This window comes from Streptomyces sp. NPDC017936 (assembly GCF_044328485.1).
GTDB lineage: Bacteria > Actinomycetota > Actinomycetes > Streptomycetales > Streptomycetaceae > Streptomyces.
The window spans coordinates 151,061-177,894 of record NZ_JBIRHK010000012.1; the positions used below are offsets into that span (position 1 = coordinate 151,061).

General features: G+C 70.8%; 20 protein-coding genes and 1 riboswitch. Of the genes, 8 read left to right on the forward strand and 12 right to left on the reverse strand.

Going from position 1 to position 26,834, the window contains the following annotated elements; translation table 11 throughout:
* Genes ACH4F6_RS24920 through ACH4F6_RS24930 form a run of 3 tightly spaced genes read right to left on the reverse strand, consistent with a single transcriptional unit; the run spans window position 1 to window position 2,772 of the window.
* Window positions 1–912 (reverse strand): ABC transporter ATP-binding protein, encoded by a 912-nt coding sequence (locus tag ACH4F6_RS24920; protein WP_397962521.1) that lies wholly within the window; start codon window positions 910–912, stop codon window positions 1–3.
* The gene (locus ACH4F6_RS24925) at window positions 909–1,817 is read right to left on the reverse strand and encodes an ABC transporter permease (RefSeq protein WP_397962522.1); all 909 of its coding nucleotides are present in this window, start codon (window positions 1,815–1,817) and stop codon (window positions 909–911) included. The genes ACH4F6_RS24920 and ACH4F6_RS24925 overlap by 4 nt, the downstream gene beginning before the upstream one ends.
* The gene (locus ACH4F6_RS24930) at window positions 1,807–2,772 is read right to left on the reverse strand and encodes an ABC transporter ATP-binding protein (protein WP_397962643.1); all 966 of its coding nucleotides are present in this window, start codon (window positions 2,770–2,772) and stop codon (window positions 1,807–1,809) included. Before ACH4F6_RS24930 ends, ACH4F6_RS24925 begins: the two co-directional genes overlap by 11 nt.
* 336 nt (window positions 2,773–3,108) lie before the next feature.
* On the opposite strand from ACH4F6_RS24930, the gene ACH4F6_RS24935 reads away from it, so the two are divergent.
* From ACH4F6_RS24935 to ACH4F6_RS24950, 4 genes are all read left to right on the forward strand, one after another.
* Window positions 3,109–4,884 (forward strand): SDR family oxidoreductase, encoded by a 1,776-nt coding sequence (locus ACH4F6_RS24935; protein WP_397962523.1) that lies wholly within the window; start codon window positions 3,109–3,111, stop codon window positions 4,882–4,884.
* 235 nt (window positions 4,885–5,119) lie between these two features.
* Window positions 5,120–5,668, forward strand: coding sequence for an RNA 2'-phosphotransferase (locus tag ACH4F6_RS24940; RefSeq protein ID WP_397962524.1), 549 nt, complete (start codon window positions 5,120–5,122; stop codon window positions 5,666–5,668).
* Between the two features lie 157 nt (window positions 5,669–5,825).
* On the forward strand, window positions 5,826–6,728 hold the full coding sequence (locus ACH4F6_RS24945) for an LLM class flavin-dependent oxidoreductase (protein ID WP_397962525.1): 903 nt from the start codon (window positions 5,826–5,828) through the stop codon (window positions 6,726–6,728).
* A 135-nt stretch (window positions 6,729–6,863) separates the two neighbouring features.
* Window positions 6,864–7,745 (forward strand): HAD hydrolase family protein, encoded by an 882-nt coding sequence (locus ACH4F6_RS24950; RefSeq protein WP_397962526.1) that lies wholly within the window; start codon window positions 6,864–6,866, stop codon window positions 7,743–7,745.
* A 16-nt stretch (window positions 7,746–7,761) separates the two neighbouring features.
* Here the strand turns inward: ACH4F6_RS24950 and ACH4F6_RS24955 are convergent, their stop codons facing one another.
* The 5 genes from ACH4F6_RS24955 to hisC all read right to left on the reverse strand — a co-directional run bounded on the left by ACH4F6_RS24955 (window position 7,762) and on the right by hisC (window position 16,304).
* Entirely contained in the window at window positions 7,762–8,823 is a 1,062-nt protein-coding gene (locus tag ACH4F6_RS24955; protein WP_397962527.1) for a M23 family metallopeptidase, read from the reverse strand.
* 110 nt (window positions 8,824–8,933) lie between these two features.
* The gene (gene cydD, locus ACH4F6_RS24960) at window positions 8,934–12,419 is read right to left on the reverse strand and encodes a thiol reductant ABC exporter subunit CydD (RefSeq protein ID WP_397962528.1); all 3,486 of its coding nucleotides are present in this window, start codon (window positions 12,417–12,419) and stop codon (window positions 8,934–8,936) included.
* A gap of 60 nt (window positions 12,420–12,479) precedes the next feature.
* Complete coding sequence (gene cydB / locus ACH4F6_RS24965) at window positions 12,480–13,484, reverse strand: cytochrome d ubiquinol oxidase subunit II (RefSeq protein ID WP_397962529.1); 1,005 nt, start codon at window positions 13,482–13,484, stop codon at window positions 12,480–12,482.
* A 20-nt stretch (window positions 13,485–13,504) separates the two neighbouring features.
* Window positions 13,505–15,013, reverse strand: a complete 1,509-nt coding sequence (locus ACH4F6_RS24970) for a cytochrome ubiquinol oxidase subunit I (RefSeq protein ID WP_397962530.1) — start codon at window positions 15,011–15,013, stop codon at window positions 13,505–13,507.
* Between the two features lie 211 nt (window positions 15,014–15,224).
* The gene (gene hisC, locus ACH4F6_RS24975; RefSeq protein ID WP_397962531.1) at window positions 15,225–16,304 is read right to left on the reverse strand and encodes a histidinol-phosphate transaminase; all 1,080 of its coding nucleotides are present in this window, start codon (window positions 16,302–16,304) and stop codon (window positions 15,225–15,227) included.
* Between the two features lie 535 nt (window positions 16,305–16,839).
* Between hisC and ACH4F6_RS24980 the strand changes: the two genes are divergently transcribed.
* The 3 genes from ACH4F6_RS24980 (at window position 16,840) to ACH4F6_RS24990 (ending at window position 20,659) form a co-directional block, all read left to right on the forward strand.
* Window positions 16,840–17,952 (forward strand): LacI family DNA-binding transcriptional regulator, encoded by a 1,113-nt coding sequence (locus ACH4F6_RS24980; RefSeq protein WP_397962532.1) that lies wholly within the window; start codon window positions 16,840–16,842, stop codon window positions 17,950–17,952.
* Window positions 17,953–18,497: 545 nt separating this feature from the next.
* Window positions 18,498–19,580, forward strand: coding sequence for a metallophosphoesterase (locus ACH4F6_RS24985; protein ID WP_397962533.1), 1,083 nt, complete (start codon window positions 18,498–18,500; stop codon window positions 19,578–19,580).
* 194 nt (window positions 19,581–19,774) lie between these two features.
* Entirely contained in the window at window positions 19,775–20,659 is an 885-nt protein-coding gene (locus ACH4F6_RS24990) for a hypothetical protein (RefSeq protein WP_397962534.1), read from the forward strand.
* Between the two features lie 73 nt (window positions 20,660–20,732).
* Here ACH4F6_RS24990 and thiC read toward each other — a convergent pair whose 3' ends face one another.
* Window positions 20,733–22,529 (reverse strand): phosphomethylpyrimidine synthase ThiC, encoded by a 1,797-nt coding sequence (thiC, locus tag ACH4F6_RS24995; RefSeq protein ID WP_397962535.1) that lies wholly within the window; start codon window positions 22,527–22,529, stop codon window positions 20,733–20,735.
* Window positions 22,522–22,711: riboswitch (TPP riboswitch) on the reverse strand. Its footprint overlaps the gene before it by 8 nt.
* Window positions 22,712–23,127: 416 nt before the next feature.
* Between thiC and ACH4F6_RS25000 the strand changes: the two genes are divergently transcribed.
* Window positions 23,128–24,633 carry a YibE/F family protein gene (locus ACH4F6_RS25000; RefSeq protein ID WP_397962536.1) on the forward strand — a complete coding sequence of 502 codons (1,506 nt, stop codon included), beginning with the start codon at window positions 23,128–23,130 and terminating at the stop codon, window positions 24,631–24,633.
* A gap of 213 nt (window positions 24,634–24,846) precedes the next feature.
* Here the strand turns inward: ACH4F6_RS25000 and ACH4F6_RS25005 are convergent, their stop codons facing one another.
* The 3 genes from ACH4F6_RS25005 to ACH4F6_RS25015 form a co-directional block, all read right to left on the reverse strand.
* Window positions 24,847–25,293 (reverse strand): SsgA family sporulation/cell division regulator, encoded by a 447-nt coding sequence (locus ACH4F6_RS25005; RefSeq protein ID WP_397962537.1) that lies wholly within the window; start codon window positions 25,291–25,293, stop codon window positions 24,847–24,849.
* Between the two features lie 98 nt (window positions 25,294–25,391).
* Window positions 25,392–26,135 carry an IclR family transcriptional regulator gene (locus ACH4F6_RS25010; protein ID WP_397962538.1) on the reverse strand — a complete coding sequence of 248 codons (744 nt, stop codon included), beginning with the start codon at window positions 26,133–26,135 and terminating at the stop codon, window positions 25,392–25,394.
* A 315-nt stretch (window positions 26,136–26,450) separates the two neighbouring features.
* On the reverse strand, window positions 26,451–26,663 hold the full coding sequence (locus tag ACH4F6_RS25015) for a DUF5326 family protein (protein WP_397962539.1): 213 nt from the start codon (window positions 26,661–26,663) through the stop codon (window positions 26,451–26,453).
* Window positions 26,664–26,834 lie beyond the last annotated feature (171 nt).

A 26,834-nucleotide genomic window follows, 5' to 3' on the forward strand; every position in this document is an offset into this window, starting at 1 on the left:
CTACGCCGCGACCAGGTAAGAGAAGACGGACTCGAGGGACTCGTCGGACGGCGAGACCGTGAGCAGGCGTATGCCCTGGTCGCGCGCCACCCTCGGCAGCAGGGCCGTGAAGCGGCCGAAGTCGACGGCCTGAATGCGCAACGCGCCCTCGGCGAGGTCCACTTCGATTCCGGAGGTCGACGGGTCGGCGATCAGCGCGGCCGCGAGGGCGCGGTCGTCGCTGGAGCGCACCAGATAGCGGTGCGGGCGGTCGGTCATCAGGCGGCGGATCTTGCGGAAGTCGCCGCTGGCCGCGTGGCGTCCGGCCACGACGACCTCGATGTGCCAGGCCAGTTGCTCGACCTCTTCGAGGATGTGCGACGAGAACAGCACCGTGCGGCCCTCGTCGCCCATGCGCCGCAGCAGTTCCATGAGCTGCATGCGCTGGCGCGGGTCCATGCCGTTGAACGGCTCGTCGAGCAGCAGCAGCGACGGGTCGTGGACCAAGGCGCTCGCCATCTTCACGCGCTGGCGCATGCCCTTGGAGTAGGTGGAGATCTTGCGGTCCTGCGCGTACTCCATCTCGACCGTGGCCAGCGCCTTCTGGGCGGCCTTCGCGCCCAGGCCGTGCAGCTCGGCGTTGGCGACGACGAACTCGCGGCCGGTGAGGAAGTCGTACATCGCCTCCCGCTCGGGGACGATACCGATGTGCCGGTAGATGTCCTCGTTGCGCCAGACCTGCTGGCCGTCGAGGGTGACGGTGCCGGTGGAGGGGGCCAGGAAGCCGCCCATCATGTTGATGAGGGTGGACTTGCCGGCGCCGTTGGGGCCGAGCAGGCCGGTGACGCCGGGGCCGATGGTCATGGTGATGTCGTTGACGGCGACCACGTTGCCGAACCAGCGGGAGACGTGGTCGAGGGAGAGCGTGGTCACAGTCCCACCTTCCGGTAGCGGCGCATCAGGAGGCCGTGGCTGGCGGCGATCAGGCCCAGGGTGACGAGGACGTAGACCACGCCCTCCCCCTTGGAGGGGCCGATCCCGCCGGGGAACGCCGAGGTCGCACCGAGGAAGGCGGACTGCACTCCGTCGATGAGCGTGATCGGCGAGAAGAGACCGATCCAGGGTGTCGCGCCGGTGCTGCCCTGGGCGTCGGCGATGGCCTGGAGGGTGGAGACCGCGCCGTAGGAGATGGTCAGGACGGCGATGACGGCCGCGATGCCGAAGCCGCGGCGCGGGGTGACCGCGGCGACGACCAGGCCGAGACCGGCGAAGAGCAGGGAGAGCAGTGCCACGGAGACGAGTCCCTGGGCGAACCCTTCGGTCTGGTCGGCGAAGTCCAGCTTGGCCAGCAGGGCGCCCACGTAGAGCACCAGCAGGGGTGCGGCGGTGAGGACGAACAGCGCCGAGGCGAGCGCGGCGAACTTGGCACGCACGTAGTCGGCGGTCTCGATCGGCCGGGAGAAGTACAGCGGCACGGTCTTGAAGCGCAGGTCGCGCGAGACGGACTGCGGCGCCTGCGCGGCGACGTAGAGGCTGATGACGGCCTGCATCACGATCGCGTACCGCGTGTAGTCCAGCGGGAGTTCCTTGGACTTCGTGGCGACCGCGACGGCGACCATGACGGCCGCGGGCAGGCACATCACCACGAAGAGCAGCATGGGCAGCACCTTGGACTTCACCGAACGGCCGAGGCCGTAGGCGCCGCGCAGGGACTGCGAGTAGAGGGAGCGGCGGGCGTAGGCGCGGCCCAGGCGCGGCCCGTCATAACTGCGGTAGCCGATGTTGTGGATACGGGACTGGTCACCCGGGGGGGTGGTGACGGGATGCTCAACCGCCATGGCCGACGGCCTCCTTCCGCTGCTCGTCGCTGTCCTTGAAGACCTCGGAGATGTGGTGCCGGCGCTGCTCCATGCGCACCAGGCCGAGACCGAGGTCGGCGACCACGTCCCGCACCACGTCGTACGTCTCCTCGCCCTGTGCGGTCAGCAGCAGGATGTGGCCGGCGCCCGGCAGGCCGCTCTGGGAGTCGAGGACGTCGACCCCGCGCGCGTGGAGTTCCTCGCGCACCGCGCGGGTGCCGTCGGGGTGCTCGTCGGTGTCGGTGACCTCGATCGCGAGGGTGGTGGTGGTCTGTGTGAAGTCGGTGGTGGAGCTGGAGCGCAGGAGCTTGCCGCCGTCGATGACCACGACGTGGTCGCAGGTGCGCTCCAGTTCGCCCAGGAGGTGGGAGGTGACCAGGACCGAGATGCCGAAGTCGGTGTGGATGCGGCGGATCAGCCCGAGCATCTCGTCGCGGCCGACCGGGTCCAGGCCGTTGGTCGGCTCGTCCAGGAAGACCAGCTGCGGATCGTGGACGAGGGCCTGGGCGAGCTTCACGCGCTGCTTCATGCCGGTCGAGTAGCCGCCGATGGGGCGGTAGCGCTCCTCGTACAGGCCGACGTGGCGCAGGGTGTCCGCGGTGCGCTCGCGCGCGGCCGTCGGCGGCAGACCGGACATGCGGGCCATGTGCACGACGAACTCGGTGGCCGAGACGTCGGGCGGCAGGCAGTCGTGCTCCGGCATGTAGCCGACACGCTCACGGATGGCGGCGCCCTTGGTGGCGACGTCGAGGCCGAGCACCTCGGCGCGGCCCTCCGTGGCGGGCGAGAGACCCAGCAGGATCTTGATCAGGGTGGACTTGCCGGCGCCGTTGGCGCCGACGAGTCCGGTCACACCGGGTCCGACGTCCACGGACAGCCGGTCGAGCGCGGTCACCCGGGGGAACCGCTTGCTCAGGCTTTCGGTCGCGATCACAGTCACACCACCGAACGTAGTGACGCACGCCACGGAAATCGTCAGACCGCAGAGCCGTCTTCGCATCAGACCTCAGGTGTAGGGGACCGTAGGGGATCCCCTGCCTGAGAGCTACGGCGCTGATCCGCAGCCCCGGTCCCCGCCCCATTGACGCTCTCTCCGACAAGTGCCAGATTCGGCGGGGTCACGCTACGAACACGTACCGTGGTCGGCCGTTCCGGCGGACGGGAAGAGGCGGCTCGACGACGGCGAAGACCGATGGCCCCTCCTCGCGCAGCGCCGCCCGGTGCGGGGGAGCCGGCCGGAGGCACGGGCGAAAGCGGAGGTGGAGGCCGAGTGACGGCACTGGAGGGTGCGCGCGAGCGCCGGGTGCGGACCGGCGGGATCGAGCTGTGCGTGGCCGAGCTGGGGGATCCCGGGCGGCCGACGGTCGTCCTGGTGCACGGCTATCCGGACAGCAAGGAGGTGTGGTCGGAGGTCGCGTCCCGACTGGCGGACCGCTTCCACGTGGTGCTCTACGACGTGCGCGGCCACGGCCGTTCCTCCGCTCCCGAGCCGCTGCGCGGAGGATTCACCCTCGAGAAGCTGACGGACGACTTCCTCGCGGTCGTCGACGTGGTCAGCCCCGGCCGGCCTGTGCACCTGGTGGGTCACGACTGGGGGTCGGTCCAGGCCTGGGAGTTCGTCACGGTCGAGCGCACCCGGGGCAGGATCGCCTCTTTCACGTCGGTGTCCGGTCCGTCCCTCGACCACTTCGGCCACTGGATCAACCGGCGCCTGCGGCGCCCCACACCACGCAGGATCGGCCAACTCCTGGGCCAGGGCGCCAAGTCCTGGTACGTCTACCTGCTCCACACGCCCGCCGTGCCGGAACTCGCCTGGCGCGGTCCGCTGGGCAAGCGTTGGCCGGGCATCCTGCGGCGACTGGAGAAGGTCCCGCACGGCGACTACCCGACGCCATCGCTCCCCCGGGACGCCGCGCACGGAGCCTGGCTGTACCGCGACAACGTCCGGTCCCGGCTGCGCCATCCCCGCACCGACGCCCACGCGCACGCGCCCGTGCAGCTCGTCACGCCCCTCGGAGACGCCTACCTGTCGGAGCGGCTGTACGACGGACTGGAGGAGTGGGTCCCGCGGCTGACGAGGCGGACGCTCGCGGCGAAGCACTGGGTGCCACGGACCCGGCCGGATCAGCTGTCCTCCTGGATCGCCGACTTCGTCACGTCGACGGAAGCCTCCGAGGGCGGCGGGGTCCGTGAGGCGTCGCGCAGGGCCACCGGCCCCCACGCCGAACGCTTCGGCGGCCAACTCGTGCTGGTCACCGGCGCGGGCAGCGGCATCGGACGGGCCACGGCGTTCGCCTTCGCGGAGGCCGGTGCGCGCGTGATCGCCGTCGACCGCGACGCGGACAGCGCCGCCCGCACCGCCGAGAAGTCCCTGCTGCTCGGCGCGCCGGAGGCCTGGGCGGAGACCGTGGACGTCTCCGACGAGCAGGCGATGGAGAAGCTCGCCGCCGACGTCCTGTCCCGGTACGGCGTGGTGGACGTCCTGGTGAACAACGCGGGCATCGGGCTGTCGGGTTCCTTCTTCGACACGGCGCCCGAGGACTGGAAGCGGATCCTGGACGTCAACCTGTGGGGCGTCATCCACGGGTGCCGTCTCTTCGGCCGGCAGATGATCGAGCGCGGTCAGGGCGGCCACATCGTCAACACCGCCTCGGCGGCGGCCTTCCAGCCGAGCAGGGTCCTGCCCGCCTACAGCACCTCCAAGGCGGCCGTGCTCATGCTGAGCGAGTGCCTGCGCGCCGAACTGGCCGGGAAGGACATCGGCGTCACGGCCGTCTGTCCCGGTCTGGTGAACACCGGCATCACCGCCACAGCGAGGTTCGTCGGGGTCGACGCCGAAGAGGAAGAGCGTCGCCGGAAGCGGGCGGCCCGCTGGTACGGCATGCGCCGCTACCCGCCGGAAAAGGTCGCCGAGGCGATTCTCCGAGCGGTGGCCCACGACGAGGCCCTGGTCCCCGTGACTCCGGAGGCACGGGCGGCTTACGCGCTGTCGCGTTTCGCGCCCGGGTGGTTGCGGCGTCTGGCCCGTGTGAAGCCGCCGGTGTGACGCGGTTGCGGGCGGCCGGACGATCGGCGGGCCACCTGTGTCCGCCGGCGCTCGGCTCGGCCCGTCGCCGACCGCGTCATCGATGCGTACGTGCCCTTGTCGCGCCATCGCCGCCCCGGTCCGGCGGTCCACGGGTTCAGCCCGTCCCCTGCGCCGGCACCACAGTTTCCCGGGAGGCAAGCGCCGGGCGCAAAAGACGATGCGTGATCCGCGTCTCCCCCGCCATGCTGGGGGAATGGACGAAAGACGCACCGTGAAGGTGTCGAAGTACCTCTCGAAACACCTGCGTCACCAGCCCGAACGCATCGGCCTCGCCCTCGACGAGGGCGGCTGGGTCGAGATCGACACTCTGATCGCGGCCGCCGCGGCCCACGGCTTCCCCTTCACCCGGGCCGAACTGGACCATGTGGTCGCCGCCAACGACAAGAAGCGCTTCGCGATCGAGGGCACCCGCATCCGGGCCAGCCAGGGCCACAGCATCGAGGTGGACCTCGGTCTGCCCCCGGCGGCCCCACCGCCGTACCTCTATCACGGGACAGTGGCACGCCATCTGGAAGCGATCCGCGCCGAGGGGCTGCGGCCCATGAACCGGCACGACGTGCACCTCTCGGCCGACCGGGAGACCGCGACCCGGGTGGGGGCCCGCCGCGGCCGGCCCGTGGTCCTGTCCGTGGACGCGGGCGCCATGCACCGCGACGGCCACGTGTTCCACGTCAGTGCGAACGGCGTGTGGCTGACGCAGGCGGTGCCGCCCCGGTACCTGCGGTTCCCGGAACCGCACTGAGTTCTGGCCACCGGGCGCCCGAGACCCCCGTCGGCGTGATCACCCTCATGGACCACCTCCCCGTCGCCGAGGCCGCCGCCATCCCCCTCCGTGTCCGGTGAGACACGTGCGGTGAGCGTTTCACGTGAAACGCGGTCCGCCGCATACGCTCGACGCCATGAGTCTGCGCCTGAGCACCGTGATCCTCCCCTACCGCCGCTGGAACGAGGGAGGCCGTTCGACGTGGACGCGCGCCGAGCAGCTCGGCTTCCACACCGGGTACACCTACGACCACCTGTCCTGGCGCAGCTTCCGCGACGGTCCGTGGTTCGGCGCGATCCCGACCCTGACCGCCGCCGCGTCCGTCACCGACCGCCTCCGCCTGGGCACGCTGGTGACCTCGCCGAACTTCCGCCACCCGGTGACCCTGGCCAAGGAGCTCATCTCCCTCGACGACATCTCCGGCGGCCGCGTCACCCTGGGCATCGGCGCGGGCGGCACCGGCTTCGACGCCACCGCCCTGGGCCAGGAGCCGTGGACCCCTCGGGAGCGCGCCGACCGCTTCACCGAGTTCGTGCCCCTGCTCGACCGGCTCCTGACCGAGGACTCGGTGTCGTACGAGGGCGACTTCTACGCGGCGCACGAGGCGCGCAACATCCCGGGCTGCGTTCAGCGCCCCCGGCTGCCCTTCGCCGTCGCCGCGACCGGACCGCGCGGGCTGAGGCTGGCGGCCCGTCACGGGCAGGCCTGGGTGACCACCGGCGACCCCAAGCTGTACGAGAACGGCACCCCCGAGCAGTCGCTTCAGGCCATCCGCGCTCAGATCGAGAAGCTCACGGACGCCTGCGTGGCCCTCGGTCGGGACGTCCAGGCGCTCGACAAGATCCTGCTCACCGGATTCACGCCGGACCGCAGCCGTCCGCTGCAGTCTCTGGACGCCTTCGTCGACTTCGCGGGCCGACACCAGGAGCTCGGCTTCACGGAGCTCGTGATCCACTGGCCGATCCCGGACTCCGACTTCGCCGCGGACGACAAGGTCTTCGAGCAGATCGCGATGGAAGCGCCCGCCCAGTTGCGCTGACCTCGGCCGCCCACCCGCACCTGGGCCGCCGTCGGCCTTACCGGTGAGCGCCGTAAGCCTCGCCGATGAGCCGCACGTGTCTCATCTGTGCGGTCTCTCGCACGGCCGTGCGGGCGGATACGGGAGAATGACCCGGTGACCTCAGCGACTCGACAGCCCGTGTCCCCGGCCGCCGGCCTCCCGCCGCGGCTGATCGCCACCGACCTCGACGGCACCCTTCTGCGCGACGACAAGTCGGTGTCCCCACGCACCGTCGCGGCCCTGGCCGCCGCCGAGGAAGCGGGGATCGAGGTCTTCTTCGTCACCGGACGCCCGGCCCGCTGGATGGACGTCGTCAGCGACCACGTCCACGGGCACGGCCTGGCCATCTGCGGCAACGGCGCCGCCGTGGTCGACCTGCACGGCGGCGCCGGCACCCACCGGTTCGTGAAGGTCCGCGAGCTGGCCCGGGACAACGCGCTGGACGCCGTACGGCTGCTGCGCGAGGCCGCGCCCGGCACGATGTACGCCGTTGAGCAGACCTACGGCTTCTACCAGGAGCCGGAGTATCCGAAGATGCACCTGGAGATCCCGGACGCCCTCGCGCCCGCCGAGCAGCTGCTGGCCCCCGGCGCCCCGGGAGCGGACGAACCGGTGCTGAAGATCCTCGCCTTCCACCCCACGCTCGACCCCGACGCCTTCCTCACCCTCGCGCGGCTCGCGATCGGCGACCGCGCCAACGTCACCCGTTCCAGCCCCAGTGCCCTGCTGGAGATCAGTGGTCCCGACGTCTCCAAGGCCAGCACGCTCGCCCTGTGCTGCGCCGAACGCGGCATCTCGCACGAGGAGGTCGTCGCGTTCGGGGACATGCCGAACGACGTCGAGATGCTCACCTGGGCGGGCCGGTCGTACGCCATGGGCAACGCGCACCCGGACGTGGTCGCGGCGGCCTCCGGGCAGACGGTCGCCAACAACGACGACGGGGTCGCCGTCGTCATCGAGCGGCTGATCGCCGAGCGGGCCCGGTCCTCCGGCTGAGCCGTCCACGACGGTCCTAGCCGACAGGCGCCCCGCGGGCCGCCAGCCACGGCACCGGATCGACCGCCGACCCCATCTCCGGCGTGACCCGCACCTCGAAGTGCAGGTGGGGTCCGGTGGAGTTGCCGCTGGTCCCCGACTGGCCGATCCACTGCCCGGGAGCCACCGTCTCGCCCTGGTCGACGGTGACGGCCGCTAGGTGGGCGTACTGCGTGTAGTAGCCGCCGGCGTGCTCGAGCACGATCTCGACGCCGAACGCGCCGCCGCACGCCACCCGCACCACACGGCCCGCGCCGACCGCCCGCACGGGCGTCCCGATCGGCACCGCGAAGTCCTGCCCGGTGTGCCGGTTCGCCCAGTGGGAACCACCGCTGCCGAAACTCGCGGACAGGGCGTACCCCTCGACGGGCGGTACCCACACCCGGGCCGACTGCGCCGGCGGCTGACCGAGCCGCACGGCGCCCCGGCACGAACCGGCCGCGACCGACGCGTCCGCCTCCCCCTGCAACCGCCAGCGCGCCTGTTCCAGCTTCTGCTCGATGTCGTTCTTCAACGCGGCGAGTCGGGTGTTGCGCCGGTCCAGCGCCCGCCAGGCCGCGGCCGCCCGTGCCTCCTCGGCGGCCAGCCGCGTCTCGGCCCGCCGGCTCCTGGCGATCACGTTCGCGACACCGAGGCTCGCCTGCGAGAAGAGGTGCTGACCGCGCATCAGGTCATCGGGACCGCGGGCCATCACGAGCTGTGCGACGAGCGGCAGGCCGCCGCTGCCGCGGTACTGGGCGCTCGCTATGCGTCCCAGGTCATCACGCAGGGCGGCGGCCGCCCGCCGTTCACGGTCGAGGAGCTTCTCCAGCCGCTGGGCCTCGGCCCGCTGCGCCTCCGCCTCCGAACGCGCCGCCTCGTACCGTCGGGTGGCCGCGGCGGCGTCCTCGTACAGCCGCACCACCTGCGCGCTGCTCCCGGAGGCCCGGGCGGGGTCGTCCCCGCCGGACTCCCCGTCCGCGGCCGGCCGTGCCGCGAGCCCCGCGGCCGCGCAGAACAGGACCAGGGCGAGCAGCGGACGACGGTGAGATGAGCGCATGTCAGCGATCGTGTCCCGGCCGTCCCGCCCCGGTCCTGTTCAAGTCGTACGCCCGGGGGACCGTCAGCCCCGAATGGCCGACTCGCCCCGCGCGATCCGGCTCCGGCGGGTCAGCGCGCGCCCACCAGCTGCTCCGCGGCGGCCTCCCACTCGGCCATCCTCCGCAACGGCCCCTCGGCAGCGGCCAGCTCCGCGTACGCGCCGCGCTGCACGACCCGTCCCTCCTCCAGCACGACCACCTCGTCCACCGCTTCCAGACCGGCCAGCCGGTGGGTGATGAGGAGCGTCGTACGGCCCTCGGTGGCGGCCAGCAGGTCCGCGGTGAGCGCGTCGGCCGTCGCCAGGTCGAGGTGCTCGGCGGGTTCGTCCAGCACCAGCACGGGGAAGTCGGCGAGGAGCGCACGGGCCACCGCGAGCCGCTGCCGCTGTCCGCCGGACAGCCGGGCGCCGTGCTCGCCGACGAGCGTGTCGAGTCCCTCGGGCAGGCTGTCGGCCCACTCCAGGAGACGGGCCCGGGCGAGCGCGCTCCGCAGTTCGTCCTCCGTCGCGTCCTTCTTCGCCAGCAGCAGGTTCTCCCTGACCGAACTGTCGAAGAGGTGCGCGTCCTGCGCACACAGCCCGACCAGTCGGCGCACGTCGTCGCCGGCCAGTGCGTACGCGTCGACCCCGCCGAGGGTGTACGAGCCGGTGCCCGCGTCCTGGAAGCGCAGCAGCACCTGCGCGAGCGTCGTCTTGCCGGAACCGGAGGGTCCCACGACGGCGATCCGGCGCCCCTGTGCCAGCGTGAGGTCGACACCGGCGAGCGCGTCCCGGTCCTGCCCGGCGTACCGGGCGGTCAGCCCCTTGACGACGAGCGGGAACGGCGACGCGGGCGCCTGCCGGGGGTGCTGCGGCTCCCGCACCGGTTCGGGGGAGTCGAGGACCTCGTACACCCGCTCCGCGCTCCTGCGCACCCGCTGGCGGTACTGGACGGCCAGCGGCAGCCCCAGCACGGCTTCGAAGGCGGCCAGCGGAGTGAGGACGACGACGGCCATCGTCACGCCGCCCAGCCGGCCGTCGCCGACGGCCTGCGCCCCCACGACGGCGGCCGCCGTGACGGTCAGACCGGTGACGAGCGCGGTCAGCCCGTCACCGAGCGCGGTGGCGGTGGCGGCCCGCGAGGTGATCCGCGTGAGCACGGAGTCGGCCGCCCGCACCCCGGCGGTACGGGCGGGCAGCGCGCCGGCGACGGTCAGTTCGGCGGTGCCGGTGAGCAGATCGGCGGTGCGGGTGGCGAGCACGCCCCGGGCGGGTGCGAGCCGGCGCTCCGCCCGGCGGGCCACGGCGCCGGTGACGAGCGGGACGCCCACCCCGGCCGCCAGCAGCCCGGCCGCGAGCACCGCACCGGCCTCGGGCAGCAGCCATCCGGTGAACGCGACGGACCCGGCCGAGACGACGGCGGCGGCACCGGCGGGCAGCAGCCAGCGCAGCCAGTAGTCCTGCAGCGCGTCCACATCGGCGACGAGCCGTGTCAGCAGATCACCCCGGCGGGTCGTACGCAGTCCGGCGGGTGCCAGACGCTCCAGTCGCCGGTAGACGGCGACCCGGGTGTCGGCGAGCATCCGCAGCACCGCGTCGTGCGACACGAGCCGCTCGGCGTACCGGAACACGGCCCGTCCGATGCCGAAGGTCCTGGTCGCCGTCACGGCCACCATCAGGTACAGCACCGGCGGCTGCTGCGAGGCCCGCGAGATGAGCCACCCGGAGGTGGCCATGAGTCCGACGGCACTGCTGAGGGCCAGGGCTCCGAGCAGGAGCGCGAGGGCGAGCCGGCCGCGCCGGGCGCCGGCCATGGCGCGCACCCGGGCGAGGGCGCCGCCGCCGGCCGCCGCGGGCATGGCCGCGGTGTCGGACGCGGCGGCGGATGCCGTGTCCTCCAGCGGTGCGGAAGCGCCCTTGGACACGGCCTCACCGCGCGCGGGAACCTCGGCCTCCGCCAGCCGTACGACCCGGTCCGCCACCGCCAGCAGCGCCGGACGGTGCACCACCAGCAGCACTGTCCGCCCGGCCGCGAGCCGGCGCACGGCCGCCACGACCTCGGCCTCGGTCTCCCCGTCGAGGGCGGCCGTCGGTTCGTCCAGGAGCAGTACCGGCCGGTCCGCGAGGAACGCCCGGGCCAGTGCGAGCCGCTGCCGTTGTCCGGCGGACAGCCCGGCTCCGTCCTCGCCGAGCACCGTCCGCTCCCCGGCGGGCAGCGCGTCCACGAACTCCAGTGCCCCCGCATCCGCGAGCGCCCGGCGTACGGCGTCGTCATCGGCGTCCGGACGCGCCAGCCGCACGTTCTCGGTGATCGTCCCGGCGTACAGGTGCGGGTGCTGTGGCACCCATGCGATCCGGGACCGCCACTGCTCCGGGTCGATGTCGGCGAGGTCGGCTCCCCCGACCCGGATCCGTCCCTCGGTGGGCCGCACGAATCCCAGAAGCGCGTTCAGCAGGGTCGACTTTCCCGCGCCGCTCGGGCCGACGAGCGCGACCGTCTCCCCGGACCGAACGCTGAAGGAGACATCACGGACGGCGTCGGTGAACCGTCCGGGATAGCGGACGGTGACACCGTCGAAGGCCACACCGCCCGTCGGCACCGCGCCGTCACCCGACGCCGGCACCGGCGTCTCCAGCACGGAGAAGATCTCCTCGGCCGCGGCGAGCCCTTCGGCGGCCGCGTGGTACTGCACCCCGACCTGCCGCAGCGGCAGGTACGCCTCCGGTGCCAGGACGAGGATGACGAGACCGATGTAGAGGTCCATCTCGCCGTGCACCAGGCGCATACCGATCGTCACGGCGACCAGGGCGACGGAGAGCGTCGACAGCAACTCCAGCGCGAACGACGAGAGGAAGGCGATCCGCAGGGTCCGCATGGTCGCCTGCCGGTACTCACCCGTGATGCGTCGGATGGACTCCGCCTGTGCCTTGGCGCGGCCGAACACCTTCAGCGTGGGCAGCCCCGCCACCACGTCCAGGAAATGCCCCGACAGCCGTGACAGCAGCCGCCACTGGCGGTCCATCCGCGACTGCGTGGCCCAGCCGATCAGCACCATGAAGACGGGAATCAGAGGAAGAGTGCCGACGATGATGGCAGCGGACACCCAGTCCTCGGTCACGATCCGCGCCAGCACCGCGACAGGAACGACCACCGCCAGCCCCAACTGCGGCAGATAGCGGGAGAAGTAGCCGTCGAGAGCGTCCACGCCACGCGTGGCGAGAGCGACCAGCGAACCGGTCCGCTGCCCGCTCAGCCATCCCGGCCCCAGCTGCGTGGCACGCTCCACCAGCCGCCCCCGCAGCTCCGATTTCACGGCAGCGCTCGCACGGTGCGCGGCGAGTTCGGTGAGCCAGGAGACCAGGGCACGGCCGATCGCCACGGCCACCAACAACAGCAGGGGGGAGCGGAGTTCGCCGACCGACAGTCCGTGCTGGAAGGCGCCGACCACCACCTCGGCGATGAGCATCGCCTGCGCGATGACCAGGGCCGCTCCGACGGCACCCAGTCCGACGACCGCCAGCAGGAACAGGCGGGTGGCGCGGGCGTACCGGAGCAGACGCGGGTCGATCGGTTTCACGTGAAACACACCCTCTTCTCACGGGGGCATGTTTCACGTGAAACATGCCCCATCTCGGACTCAGTGCGCAGGCTCAGCGATGTGCTGCGTACCGATCCGCTTGCGGAAGACCCAGTAGGTCCAGCCCTGGTAGAGCATCACGATCGGTGTGGCGATCACCGCACACCAGGTCATGATCTTCAGGGTGTAGGGGCTCGACGAGGCGTTGGACACCGTAAGACTCCACTGATCGTCGAGCGTCGACGGCATGACGTTCGGGAAGAGCGTCAGGAACAGCATCGCCACCGCGGCCACGATGGTGACGCCGGACAGGGCGAACGACCATCCCTCCCGGCCGGCCTGGTTCGCGACGAGCGCCGCGACCAATGCGACGACCGCCACGGCCAACGCGACCAGGCTCTTGCCGTCACCGCCGTCGACCTGGGTCCACAGCAGGAAGACCAGGGAGAAGACGGCGGTCGCCAGACCGACCTTGAACGCCAGCTTTCGCGCCCGCTCCCGGATGTCACCGACCGTCTTGAGGGCCGTGAACACCGCCCCGTGGAAGGTGAACAGCGTCAGGGTCACCAGACCGCCGAGCAGCGCGTAGGGGTTGAGCAGATCCCCGAGACCGCCGACGTACTCGAAGTTGCGGTCGATCTTCACGCCCCGCACGATGTTGCCGAAGGCCACGCCCCACAGGAACGCCGGGAGAAGCGAGGTCCAGAAGATCGCGTGCTCCCAGTTGCGCTGCCAGTTCTCCTCGGGCCGCTTGGCCCGGTACTCGAAGGCGACGCCCCGCACGATGAGGCAGACCAGGATGAACAGCAGCGGCAGGTAGAAGCCGGAGAAGAGCGTGGCGTACCACTCGGGGAAGGCGGCGAAGGTGGCGCCGCCCGCCGAGAGCAGCCAGACCTCGTTGCCGTCCCAGACCGGCCCGATGGTGTTGATGAGCACCCGCCGCTCGGGCCGGTCGCGGGCGAGCAGCTTGGTGAGGACGCCGACCCCGAAGTCGAAGCCCTCCAGGAAGAAGTAGCCGGTCCACAGGACGGCGATCAGGACGAACCAGACGTCGTGCAGTTCCATGACTGTGCAGCTCCCTCGGCCTAGTACGAGAAGGCCATCGGCTTGTCGGCGTCACGGGAGTCGCCGCCGATCTTCGTGGGCGGGTTGAGGTCGGCCGCGGTGAGCTCGGGCGGGCCGGCCTTCACGTACTTCACCAGCAGCTTGACCTCCACGACGGCGAGGACGGCGTACAGGGCCGTGAAGACGGTCATCGAGGTGAGGACCTCGCCCTGGGAGACGCCGGGGGAGACCGCGTCGGTGGTGCGCAGGACGCCGTAGACGACCCAGGGCTGTCGGCCCATCTCGGTGAAGATCCAGCCCCAGGAGTTGGCGAGGAGCGGGAAGCCCAGGGTCCAGATCGCCGCGAGCCAGTACAGCTTGGTGAGCTTGGGGCTGAGCGCCTTCTTCGGAAGCAGGACCAGGTGGGGCACTTCGTCGTCACCCACCCGCAGGTGCTGCGGCAGCATGAACTTCTTGCGGGTCAGCCACAGTCCGGCCAGGCCGATGGCGAAGGACGTCATGCCGAAGCCGATCATCCAGCGGAAGCCCCAGTAGGCGACGGGGATGTTGGGCCGGTAGTCGCCGGGCCCGAACTTCTCCTGCTCCGCTTTGTTGACGTCGTTGATCCCGGGGACATAGGAGCTGAAGTCGTCGTTGGCGAGGAAGGACAGCAGGCCGGGGATCTCGACGGCCACCTTGTTGTGGCCCTCGTCGACGTCGCCGTACGCGAAGACGGAGAAGGGTGCCGGAGCCTCGCCGTCCCACAGTGCCTCGGCCGCGGCCATCTTCATCGGCTGCTGATCGAACATGATCTTGCCGAGGACGTCACCGCTGACCGCGGTGAGCAGACCACCGATGGCGACGGTGACCAGACCCAGCCGCAGGGAGGTCTTCATCTCGCGGATGTGCCTCTTGCGCACCAGGTGGAAGGCGGAGATGCCCACCATGAAGGCACCACCGGTGAGGAAGGCCGCGGAGAGGGTGTGGAAGGCCTGGGCGAGCGCGGTGTTCTGGGTGAGCACATGCCAGAAGTCGGTGAGCTCGGCCCGTCCCTTCGCCTCGTTGATCCGGTAGCCGACCGGGTGCTGCATCCACGAGTTGGCCGCGAGGATGAAGTAGGCCGACAGGATCGTGCCGATCGAGACCATCCATATGCAGGCCAGGTGGATCTTCTTGGGCAGCTTGTCCCACCCGAAGATCCACAGTCCGATGAAGGTGGACTCGAAGAAGAACGCGATGAGGGCCTCGAAGGCGAGCGGGGCACCGAAGACGTCGCCGACGAAGCGCGAGTAGTCGGACCAGTTCATGCCGAACTGGAACTCCTGCACGATGCCCGTGACCACGCCCATCGCGATGTTGATCAGGAAGAGCTTGCCCCAGAACTTGGTCGCCCTGAGGTACTTCTCCTTCTCCGTGCGCACCCAGGCGGTCTGCAGGCCGGCCACGAGAGCGGCCAGCGAGATCGTCAGGGGCACGAACAGGAAGTGATAGACGGTCGTGATGCCGAACTGCCAGCGCGCCAGAGTCTCCGGCGCCAAAGCCAGGTCCACGTCGCCGCTCCTTAACCTCGCACGCTTGTGAAAGCGTTCACATTCACAAGCAAGTATGACGCATAGCCGTTCGACACCTTGTCGGCGGGGGTCACCAATGTGCGTGACTCCTGTCACCCGGGGCGAGCGCCGGGCCGGGAAACGACAAAGGCGCCTTGGTTTCACGTGAAACCAAGGCGCCCGGCAACTGTCGAACGGGGGTCGGACCGTCCTACAGCTCCTTCCGGAACCCTTCCGCCACCTTCAGGAAGATGTCATTGGCCTCGGCCTCCCCGACCGTCACCCGCACTCCCTCGCCCGCGAACGGCCGGACCACGACCCCGGCCTGCTCACATGCGGCCGCGAAGGCGCCCGTGCGCTCACCGAGCCCGAGCCACACGAAATTCGCCTGCGTCTCCGGCACGGTCCAGCCCTGCTCGCGCAGCCCCTCGACCACGCGCTTGCGCTCGCAGACCAGGGAGCCCACGCGTCCGAACAGCTCGTCCTCGGCCTGCAGCGAGGCGACGGCCGCCTCCTGGGCGAGCTGGCTGACGCCGAACGGCACCGCCGTCTTGCGCAGGGCCGCCGCCACCGGCTCATGGGCGATCGCGAAACCGACCCGCAGCCCGGCAAGGCCGTACGCCTTGGAGAAGGTCCGCAGCACACAGACGTTGGGCCGGTCCCGGTACAGCTCGACGCCGTCCGGCACCTCGGGATCGCGGATGAACTCCCGGTAGGCCTCGTCGAGCACGACCAGCACATCACGAGGCACCCGGTCCAGGAACCGCTCCAGCTCCGCCCGCTTCACAACGGTCCCGGTGGGGTTGTTGGGGTTGCAGACGAAGATCAGCCGGGTCCGCTCGGTGATCGCGTCCGCCATCGCGTCCAGATCGTGCACGTACCCCGGGGTCAGCGGCACCTGGACCGACGTCGCACCACTGATCTGCGTGATGATCGGGTACGCCTCGAAGGACCGCCAGGCGTACATCACCTCGTCACCGGGCCCCGCCGTCGCCTGGATCAGCTGCTGGGCGACGCCGACCGAACCGGTGCCGGTGGCGACGTGGGCCGCAGGCACACCGAAGCGCTCGGAGAGCTCGTCCACCAGTCCCGAGCACGCCATGTCCGGGTAACGGTTGAAGGACGCGGCAGCGGCTGTGACCCGTTCCAGCACACCCGGCAGGGGCGGGTACGGGTTCTCGTTCGAGGACAGCTTGTAGGCCACGGGGCCACCGGCCGCGGCCGGCTTGCCCGGCTTGTAGGTGGGGATCCCCTCCAGCTCGGCGCGCAGCTTGGGGCTCGTCTCGCTCACCGCAGTCCTCCTCGTGACCACCACCGGCTTCAATACTGCTCACCTTATGAGGATTCGGCCCGGGTGCGAACAGCTGTGGACGAGCAGTCGGCCACGGACCCCTCGATCACCGCCCCGGCACCGCCCTCCGACCTCATGACCCCCGCCCCGGCACCCGCACGCGGATCCCGCGATCGCCACCCCGCACCCGCGCACCTCCTCCCCGGCCCACGGCCCCGTCCCACGCTCCACAGGCCCACATCAGCGACATCACCACAGGAAGGCGTACGAATCGGGGGCGCGCCTCACATATATCTACGCGCCGGTGGCTCGCGCCTTGGCGCGCATCCCTCGTGCAGGTGAGTTGAGACCTCTTCGAAACATCGGTGCCTTGGCAGGCTCATCCGTGCCCACACCCCACGTACTGACATGGATTGCCTCAACCAGCTTGCGTTCGCAGGGGTATGGCCTTTTTCGATCATGCAGAAACGTGCCTGTCAACGCGTGCATATGCGTCCGCCCTACCCCACCGGATGAGCCCTACTATCGGCTCGCCATGACAGCAGCAGGGAAGCACCAGGTGAGCCGCGCGGAAACCTCACGCCGAGGCAGCCGGCCGGGCCGAGCGGGCATCAGGGACGTGGCCGCCGCCGCCGGAGTGTCCATCACGACCGTCTCCGACGCCCTCAACGGCAAGGGCAGGCTCCCGGATGCCACCCGACGCCACGTCCGCGAGGTCGCCGACCGACTCGGCTATCGCCCCTCGGCAGCGGCCAGAACCCTCCGGACCGGCAAGTCGGGCCTCATCGGCCTGACCGTGACGACGTACGGGGATGAACCTTTCACCTTCACCGAGTTCGCGTACTTCGCCGAGATGGCGCGCGCCGCGACCTCCGCGGCCCTCGCCCGGGGCTACGCGCTCGTCATCCTCCCCGCGACCTCGCGCCACGACGTGTGGTCGAACGTCGCCCTGGACGGCACGGTCGTCATCGACCCCTCCGACCAGGATCCGGTGGTCGGTGAGCTCGTCCGTCAGGGCTTACCCGTCGTCTCCGACGGCCGCCCGTGCGGCGAGCTCCCGGTCACCGCCTGGGTCGACAACGACCACGAGGCCGCCGTCCTCGACATCCTCGACCACCTCGCCGACGCCGGTGCCCGTCGCATCGGCCTGCTGACCGGCACCACCACCGACACGTACACCCACCTGTCGACCAGCGCCTACCTCAGCTGGTGCGAACGGGTCGGCCAGGACCCGGTCTACGAGGCCTACCCCGCCCACGATCCGTGTGCGGGCGCCGTCGCCGCCGACCGGCTGCTGGCCCGCCCCGACCGTCCCGACGCCGTCTACGGCCTGTTCGACCCCAACGGCACCGATCTGCTCGCCGCCGCCCGCCGTTACGGACTGCGGGTACCGGAGGACCTGCTGCTGGTGTGCTGCAGCGAGTCCACGGTGTACGCCAGCACCGAGCCGCCCATCACCACGCTGTCCCTGAAGCCGCGCCGCATCGGCACGGCGGTGGTCCAGCTCCTCATCGACGCCATCGAGGGCCTCCAGTCGGACCGGCCCGTCGAACAGGTGATACCGACCGAACTGATCGTGCGTACCTCGTCCCAGCGACGCGCGCAGCGCACGACCGTGAGTCCGCCGCGGGCTCCCGAAGGGATCTGAAGGGCGTCACCGCGGGATCTCGAGGGGCACGGGGACGTCTGCACGCGCTGCCGCCCAGTCGGCGGGCCGGGGAGGCCGGGTCGGGCACCGGACGGACACGTACGGAGAGGGACGACGTGCGGGCCGTCGCCCGGGGTGCCGGGCAGGGGTTCCACGGTGACGGCACCGCACAGGGGCACCGAACCGCGAGGCCCGCGACGGCCGGGCCGGATGCCGCCCGGGCCGCGACACCCGGTGATCTCATCGGAACCGGACGGCACGCGGGGGCCGCGAGCGCGACGCGCCGGTCCCACGACTCGCCCGTGACGCGCCGAGATGCGTGAGGCGAGAGAGTCGAGTGAGTGTTCGCAGGGTGAGCGGGGACGGCCGAACCCGGGCCCAATCGGGGCGAAAGCCGCGCCGAACTGGAGCCTTGCTCCGATTCACCACCCCTGGGTCATCACACGGCACGATCCGCGTTCCTATGATGGGCGCACGGCACCGCGGACCGTTGCGACCAGGCAGTCCGAAGCGGTGCAGATGCGGCGCGATGGTGGAGGGGTCTGATGACTCAGGGGGCCGGTCAGGGACCCGAGGTGGAACGTACGGCGACGGTGCGTGACTTCCGGGTGCCCGCGTATGTCCACGAGACCGGTCCGTACGCGCACGACAGCCATCCCGGGAACGTCGCGCCGCCCCTCGAGGAGCCTCTCGAGCACCCCGAGGGCTACACGCCCACCCAGCGGGACCTGCCCGTCATCAACCGGGGCGACACCCTGCAGGTGACCGTCGACCCGGCGGCGGTCCAGGCCCCGCTGCCCGCGAACGGACCCGGTCCGCTGTTCGTCGTCGGCGACGTGCACGGCTACCTCGACGAGCTGGTCGCCGCCCTCCAGGAGAAGGGCCTGGTCGACGCGGCGGGCCGCTGGTGCGCGGGCACCGCCCGGCTGTGGTTCCTGGGCGACTTCACCGACCGCGGCCCGGACGGTATCGGCGTCATCGACCTCGTCATGCGCCTGTCCGCCGAAGCGGCCGCGGCCGGCGGCTACTGCAAGGCCCTCATGGGCAACCACGAGCTGCTCCTGCTCGGCGCCAAGCGCTTCGGCGACACCCCCGTCAACTCCGGCGCGGGCACCGCCACCTTCCAGGCGGCCTGGCTGCTCAACGGCGGCCAGAAGTCCGACATGGACCGCCTCCAGGACCACCACCTGCAGTGGATGGCCCGCCTCGACGCCATCGAGGAGGTCGACGGTCATCTGCTCGTGCACTCCGACACCACCGCCTACCTCGACTACGGCGACTCGATCGAGGCGGTCAACGACACCGTCCGCGAGACGATCACCCGTAACGACGCGGACGAAGTCTGGGACCTGTTCCGCAAGTTCACCAAGCGCTTCTCCTTCCGCGACGAAGGCGGCGCCGACGCCGTCCGCTCGCTCCTGGATACGTACGGCGGCACCCGCATCGTTCACGGCCACAGCCCGATCCCGTACCTGCTGGGCGAGGTCGGCTCCGAGGACGGCGACGACGCGGCCGGTCCCGTCGTCGAGGGACCGCACGTCTACGCCGACGGGCTGGCCATCGCGATGGACGGCGGCGTGACGATGGCCGGAAAGCTGCTGGTCCAGCAACTGCCGCTGATCGTTTGACCGTTCACGTCTCCGGCGCTCCCCCGCGCCGGAGACGTCCGACGACACCGCAGGCCAGGGGCCAATTTCCGCGAACCCCCTGTTACCTCAGGCCGTCGCCGCTCTACCATCGGCTTATCCGTAGCAGGCTCCCCTCCGTTTCTGCCCGACGGCTCGTTGGCATGCGAGCCCCAAGCCCTACGGAGCATCGGGGGATGCACATGAACAGCGTTCCGCAGCACCTGCACAGCGAGGACCGCCAGGAGTACGAGCGGGTCCTCGACGAGGCGCTGCGCTCCGCACCACACCACCCGCACCTGACCGCTGTCGGACAGCGGCTGAACGCCGAACAACTGCGCACCATGGCGCTCAACGCCACCGCGCTCATCGCGGCGGCCGCGGCGACCGAGTACCAGCACTACGTGAAGGTCCGCGAGGAACTGCGCCACCCGGCGCCGTCCACCCCGTCGTCACCCGCCCACGAGTCCGGTTCCGGTGAGCCGGGCGTGGGCGGTCTGGGGCTCGCCACCACCATGGGAGAGGCCGCGCAGGTCGCCGAGGGCGCCGGGGCGGGCGCCGTCGCCATCGCCGCCGTCCTCACCCCCGTTCTCGCCGGAACCGCCGCGGTGATCTTCCTGCTCGTCGGTTACCTCCTCAGCATGCTCAGCCCCGGGCAGTCGTTCGCCCAGGCCATGCTCACCGCCGGATGGGCGTTCGGGGCCATCGCCGCGGCCGCCATCCTCGTCGCCACCGTCGGACTCCTCCTCACCGCGCTGCGCAACCGGCCCTCCGTGGAGGCCGGCCCGTACGACGAACTGCGCGACGAGGTGGCCCGCGCCAGGGAAGCCTGGCGGGAAGCCCTGCTCGAACGGGGCATCGTGCCGTTCCTGCGCGAGGCCCTCGCCGACCCCGGCACGGCCGCCGCGTCGCACTCCGAGCCGGCCCCGCAGGCGCCCACCGGCCGTCTGCCGAAGATCGGCTACGACCGCCCGGGCTTCACCAGCCCCGACGACGGGCGCACCGGCGGCTCCCGCCCGAGCTACAGCAGCCCGGACTACACCAGCCCGGACTTCGGCGGCCCGGAACACCAGCCGGAGTAGGCCTTCGGCTTGCGCCCCCCGCCACAGGGGAGCGCAAGCCGTACAGCCGGCGCCGTACGGAGCGGGACCGGCGTCAGTCCGCCAGCGGCAGATACACGCGGTTCCCCGCCGCCGCGAACTCCTTCGACTTCTGCGCCATCCCCTCCTCGATCTCCGCACGTGACCCACCGTGCTCGCGACGGATGTCCTGGGAGATCTTCATCGAGCAGAACTTCGGCCCGCACATCGAGCAGAAGTGAGCGGTCTTGGCCGGCTCCGCGGGCAGGGTCTCGTCGTGGAACTCACGGGCCGTGTCCGGATCGAGGGCCAGGTTGAACTGGTCCTCCCAACGGAACTCGAACCGGGCGTCGGACAGCGCGTCGTCCCATTCCTGCGCCCCGGGGTGGCCCTTGGCGAGATCGGCCGCATGGGCAGCGATCTTGTAGGTGATGACGCCGGTCTTGACGTCGTCCCGGTTGGGCAGACCCAGGTGTTCCTTGGGCGTGACGTAGCAGAGCATGGCCGTGCCCCACCAGGCGATCATCGCGGCACCGATGCCGGAGGTGATGTGGTCGTACGCCGGTGCGACGTCCGTCGTCAGCGGGCCGAGCGTGTAGAAGGGAGCCTCGTCGCAGATCTCCTGCTGGAGGTCGATGTTCTCCTTGATCTTGTGCATCGGAACGTGTCCCGGGCCCTCGATCATGGTCTGGACGTGGAAGCGCTTCGCGATCCGGTTGAGTTCCCCGAGCGTGCGCAACTCCGCGAACTGCGCCTCGTCGTTGGCGTCCGCGATCGAGCCCGGCCGGAGACCGTCACCGAGCGAGTACGTGACGTCGTAGGCGGCGAGGATCTCGCACAGCTCCTCGAAGTTCTCGTAGAGGAACGACTCCTTGTGGTGGGCCAGGCACCATGCCGCCATGATCGAGCCGCCGCGGGAGACGATGCCGGTCTTGCGGTTCGCCGTCAGCGGGACGTACGGCAGACGTACCCCCGCGTGGACCGTCATGTAGTCCACGCCCTGCTCGGCCTGCTCGATGACGGTGTCCTTGTAGATCTCCCAGGTCAGTTCCTCGGCCTTGCCGTCGACCTTCTCCAGGGCCTGGTAGAGCGGCACCGTGCCGATGGGGACGGGGGAGTTGCGCAGCACCCACTCGCGGGTGGTGTGGATGTTGCGGCCGGTGGAGAGGTCCATGACCGTGTCGGCTCCCCAGCGGGTCGCCCAGGTCATCTTCTCGACCTCCTCTTCGATGGAGGACGTCACGGCGGAGTTGCCGATGTTGGCGTTGACCTTCACCAGGAACCGCTTGCCGATGATCATCGGCTCGATCTCCGGGTGGTTGACGTTCGCGGGCAGGACGGCACGGCCCGCCGCGATCTCCTCACGGACCACCTCGGGCGACACGTTCTCCCGGATCGCCACGTACTCCATCTCCGGGGTGACCTCCCCCCGGCGCGCGTACGCGAGTTGGGTGACCGCCTTGCCGTCACGGCTCCGGCGCGGCAGACGGGGACGCCCCGGGAAGACCGCGTCGAGGTTGCGCAGGCCACCACGCGGCGAGGTGTGCTTGATCCCGTCGTCCTCCGGACGGACGGGGCGGCCCGCGTACTCCTCGGTGTCGCCGCGCGTGGTGATCCAGTTCTCCCGCAGCGGCGGCAGGCCCCTGCGGACATCGGTGTCGACGTGCGGATCGGTGTACGGGCCGGAGGTGTCGTACAGCGTGACCGACCGTCCGTTGGTGAGGTGCACCTGGCGGACCGGCACCCGCAGGTCGGGGCGGGTGCCCTCGACATACGCCTTGTGCCAGCCGATGGACTTCCCGGCCTCCCCGTGGGCAGAGCTCTCGGCGGAGATCTGCGCGGAGGCAGGCGTGCGTGCGTCCTTGTTGGTCATGAGACCTACTCCCTACGCCGGCATTACCCGGTAACAGGTTCAGCGGTCGACGCAGCGGCTACCGCCTGCCGACGTTTCCTGTGAAACATCACCTGGTGTCGGTGACGTTCCACGTGAAACATCGCGAAGACGGAGGTCAGCGCCCTCTCAGCCCGGTGCTCCGAGCTCCCGCGTGTGCAAAGGTGCCCCCACGCTAGCGGCAGTTCGGGCGCGGTGAACAGGGGGCCCTCTTCGTTCTTGCGATGATCGGGCGGTGACCACGACACACCAGCCTCCGTATCCACCACCCGAACCACCCCGCGGGCCGGGTGCCGGAAACGGCCACGGGCCCGGCACCGGCCGTGGCCGGATCCCCGCACCCGGAGACGACCGCGCCTTCGGCGGCGGGCACGCCCCGGGGCCCGGGTCCGGCGACGGTCGCTCTGAGGTCCATGGCGCGCGGGGCCCCGGCAACGGTCGGACGCCGAGCGGCGGGTACGGGCCCGGTGAGCCTCGGAGGCTCGACGGGCCCGGTGGCGGCGAGCGCGGGCCGGGCAGGGACGAATACGGTCCGGGCAGAGGCGAGTACGGCTCCGGCAGGGACGACTACCGCCCGGGCATGGGCGGACACGGCGCCGCCGGTGACCCGGCCGGCGCTCACCTCCACGCGCACGCCCCGGACGGCGGCCACAGCGGTGGGCCGGGTCCCGGTTCCGGTGGCGGGCACGGTTCCGGTGGCGGGCACGGTTCCGGCGAGGGGCACGGACCCGGTTCAGGCGGGGGGCACGGGCACTCGCACAGTCACGGCCCGGCCGCCCCCGTCTCCCTGCACCTGCGCAAGGTCATCACGGCCGTCCTCGTCCCGTTCGCCGTGGCGGTGCTCGCCGGGCTGGTCGTGCTGTGGCCCGGCGGCGCCCCGGCGCACGAGCGCACCGGCGTCGGCTTCGACCGGCAGACCCAGCACGCGACGGTGACCAAGGTGGAGACCTTGAGCTGCTCGTCGGTGAACGGCTCGGGCGGCGCCCCGACCGGCGACACCTCCACGGCCGAGGGCTCCTCCGCCCAGCAGCAGGCGAACGGCACCTGCAAGCGGGCCACGATCCGGGTGGACACGGGTCAGGACAAGGGACGCACGTTCACGGAGATCGTGCAGCCGGACCAGTCACGACAGCTGGACGAGGGCCAGAAGGTCGTGGTCGCCTACGAGCCCGCCGCGCCGAAGGACCTCCAGTACTCGGTGGCCGACGTGAACCGTCGCGTTCCGATGACGGTGCTCGCCCTGATCTTCGCCCTCGCCGTCGTGGTCGTCGGCCGGCTGCGGGGTGTCATGGCGCTGATCGCCCTGGCCATCAGCTTCCTCATCCTGAACTTCTTCATCCTGCCCGCGATCCTCCAGGGGTCGAACCCTCTGGTCGTGGCGGTGGTGGGGTCGAGCGCCATCATGCTGATCGCGCTCTATCTGTGTCATGGCCTGTCGGCCCGTACGTCCGTCGCGGTGCTCGGCACACTCATCTCGCTGTCGCTGATCGGCGTCCTCGGCTCGCTCTTCATCGACTGGGCCGCGCTCACCGGCAACACGGACGACAACACCGGCCTGATCCACGGCCTGTATCCGTCGATCGACATGAGCGGTCTGCTGCTCGCGGGCATCATCATCGGCTCGCTCGGCGTCCTCGACGATGTGACGGTGACCCAGACGTCGGCGGTCTGGGAACTGCACGAGGCCAACCCGTCCATGGGCTGGCGGGGGCTGTACCGGGCCGCCATCCGGATCGGCCGTGACCACATCGCCTCCGTGGTGAACACGCTCGTCCTCGCCTACGCCGGCGCCGCCCTGCCGCTGCTGCTGCTCTTCTCGATCGCCCAGAGCAACGTCGGCACGGTCGCCAACAGCGAGTTGGTCGCCGAGGAGATCGTGCGCACACTGGTGGGCTCGATCGGTCTGGTGGCGTCGGTTCCGGTGACCACGGCCCTCGCGGCCCTGGTCGTCTCGGCCGACCGACCGGAGTCCGGCAGGGCGGCCGCCGCAGCCGCGCAGGCGGCGCCGGGGGCCTCACCGGCCGGTACGGCGGTCCCCGCGCCCCAGACCGCCCGCAGCGGCCGGGGCAGACGACGCAAGCGCTGATGTGCGGGGGGGGGCGTCCGAGCCGTTGCCGAGGACGGACCCGGGCGCCCCCGCCCTGTCTTCCCGGCAGCCGGGTTCCACCGCCTGCCGGATACCGGGTCTCCCTGTCGTCCGGGACGCAGGGTCCGGCGGTCCGTGACCGCGACGTCCCAGAAGAAGCGTTCCTGCGGAGCCCCGCCCCGCGTCGAAACGTTCCCCCGTTCGGCCGACCGCTCAGCCGGCGCTCTGCTCCTCCGCGAGGATCCGGTCCAGTGCCTCCTCGAGGTGGGCGTCGAAGTCGGCGAGCGCCCCCTCCTGGCCCAGCGGCACGAGTTTGTCCGTGCGGTCGAGAAAGGCGACGAGCGGCGCCGCCGAGGAACGGAACACCGCCTGGTCGGCCCCGACCTGAAGCCGGATCAGCACCTCGCTCAGCGAGTCCGGATCGACGGGCGATACGCGCACGTCTCCCTCGCCGCACGGCCGCCCCACCCCGTCGATGAGCAGCTCCCGCCCGAACGCCCAGGTCACGGGGGCGTCCCCGGGCAGGTGGAAAGTGAGCCGTACGGCATAGGGATCACAGGTCTCGTAGCCCAGCTCCACCGGGATGCGGAACGAGAGCTCCTCCGAGACGAGAAAACTCATCATGACCTCTGCCTGAACCGCTTGTACGGACTCTCGCATCGCCTAACCCCGCATGGCCGTGAACTGGCTGGGAATGAACCCCTGATAGTGCAAGGCATCTTGCTGAACGTACACGACAGATCACAAGGAGTGATTTTTCAGATACTGATAGAGATCGCGAGCGATCCCAGCATCCGGCCGACCTCGTTCTGCAACTGCCGTGCCGCCGTCGGCAGTCGGTCGGCCTGGTGGACGGGCAGGGAGATCGCCACGGTGGCCGCGGTCGCGCCCACGGTGATCGGGATCGCGGCGCACACCGTGCCCAGTGCGTACTCCTGGCGCTCGACGACCGTGTCCATACGCCGGAAGCGGGCCAGCCGCCGCATCAGCGTGTGGTCGTCACGGACGGTGTACGGGGTGATGGACTGCACCGGGTAGCGATCGAGGTGGTCGCGGCGGGACCGCTCGTCCAGCTGCGACAGCAGGCACTGCCCGATGGCGTGCGCGTGGCCGGTTTCGCGGAAGTCGGCCCATTCCTCGACGGCCGGGATGCCCGGGGTGTCGGAGACGCACATGACGTCGATCTCACCGTCGCGGTACAGCGCGTAGTACACGGGGACACCGATCGAATCACGCCATTGGGCGAGAGTGTCGACGACCGTGCTGCGACGTTTCTGCGCGGCTCCGCTGCTGCCCAGCCGCTCGGCCGCCTCTCCGAGGAAGAACAACCCCTTGTCCCGCCGGAGGTATCCCTCGTGCACGAGGGTGCGCAGCAGGTGGTACGCCGTGGGGAGCGCGAGGCCGGTCTCGCGGGCCAGTTGCTTGGCCGGAGCCCCGCACGCGTGCTCCGCGACCGCCTCCAGCAGCCGCATCGCGCGCTGCACGGAACTGATGAGCGTCATCGCGGAGTGCGGCTGTTCGGGGACGCCTCCGCTCGGCGGACGCTGGCGCGGAGTCGCGGTGGAACACGGACGGGCAGGGGGTGCGAACGGTGTCGCTGATGCGGTGTCGACCGTGGGCAAGAGTCGCTCCCGAAGCGCGAGAGGGCGGCCCGTGCGGGGAACACGGGAGGGGGGATACGCCGCTCGCGGGGTCGTCCCCGCGCCGGGCTCCGGACTTTAACCGTCCGCCACCGCTCACGGACCGGCCGTCCGGGAAACTTCCCCCGGCCGAGGGAACCGGCGATTCCTGTTACCGGTCTCCGGCCTCCCGACCGCTCACCAGTCGCCGCGCGACGAGGAACTCGACGTGAACTTCCGTACGACGTAGACGAGTCCGCCCACCAGTGCCACGAACACCAGCAGCTTGAAGAGCAGGCCGATCACGAAACCGACGACACTGGCTATCAGACCGCCGAACACGACCAGGGCGATGACCGGCACCGCCACCCACTTCACCCACCACGGCAGCCCAGCAAAGATCTCTCGCATCGCCCTCGTCCTCATCCTCGTTCAGTCCGATGTCCGGCACCTCGCACGGGCCGGACCCCTTCGATGTCCTGCCGTCGATGCTAGGTCCGACGAGCCTGCCGACGGGGGCCTCGCACCCCTTGTCCTCCCCTGACCGGTCCCCTAGGGAACCCCGAGCCCGCACTCGGCTCC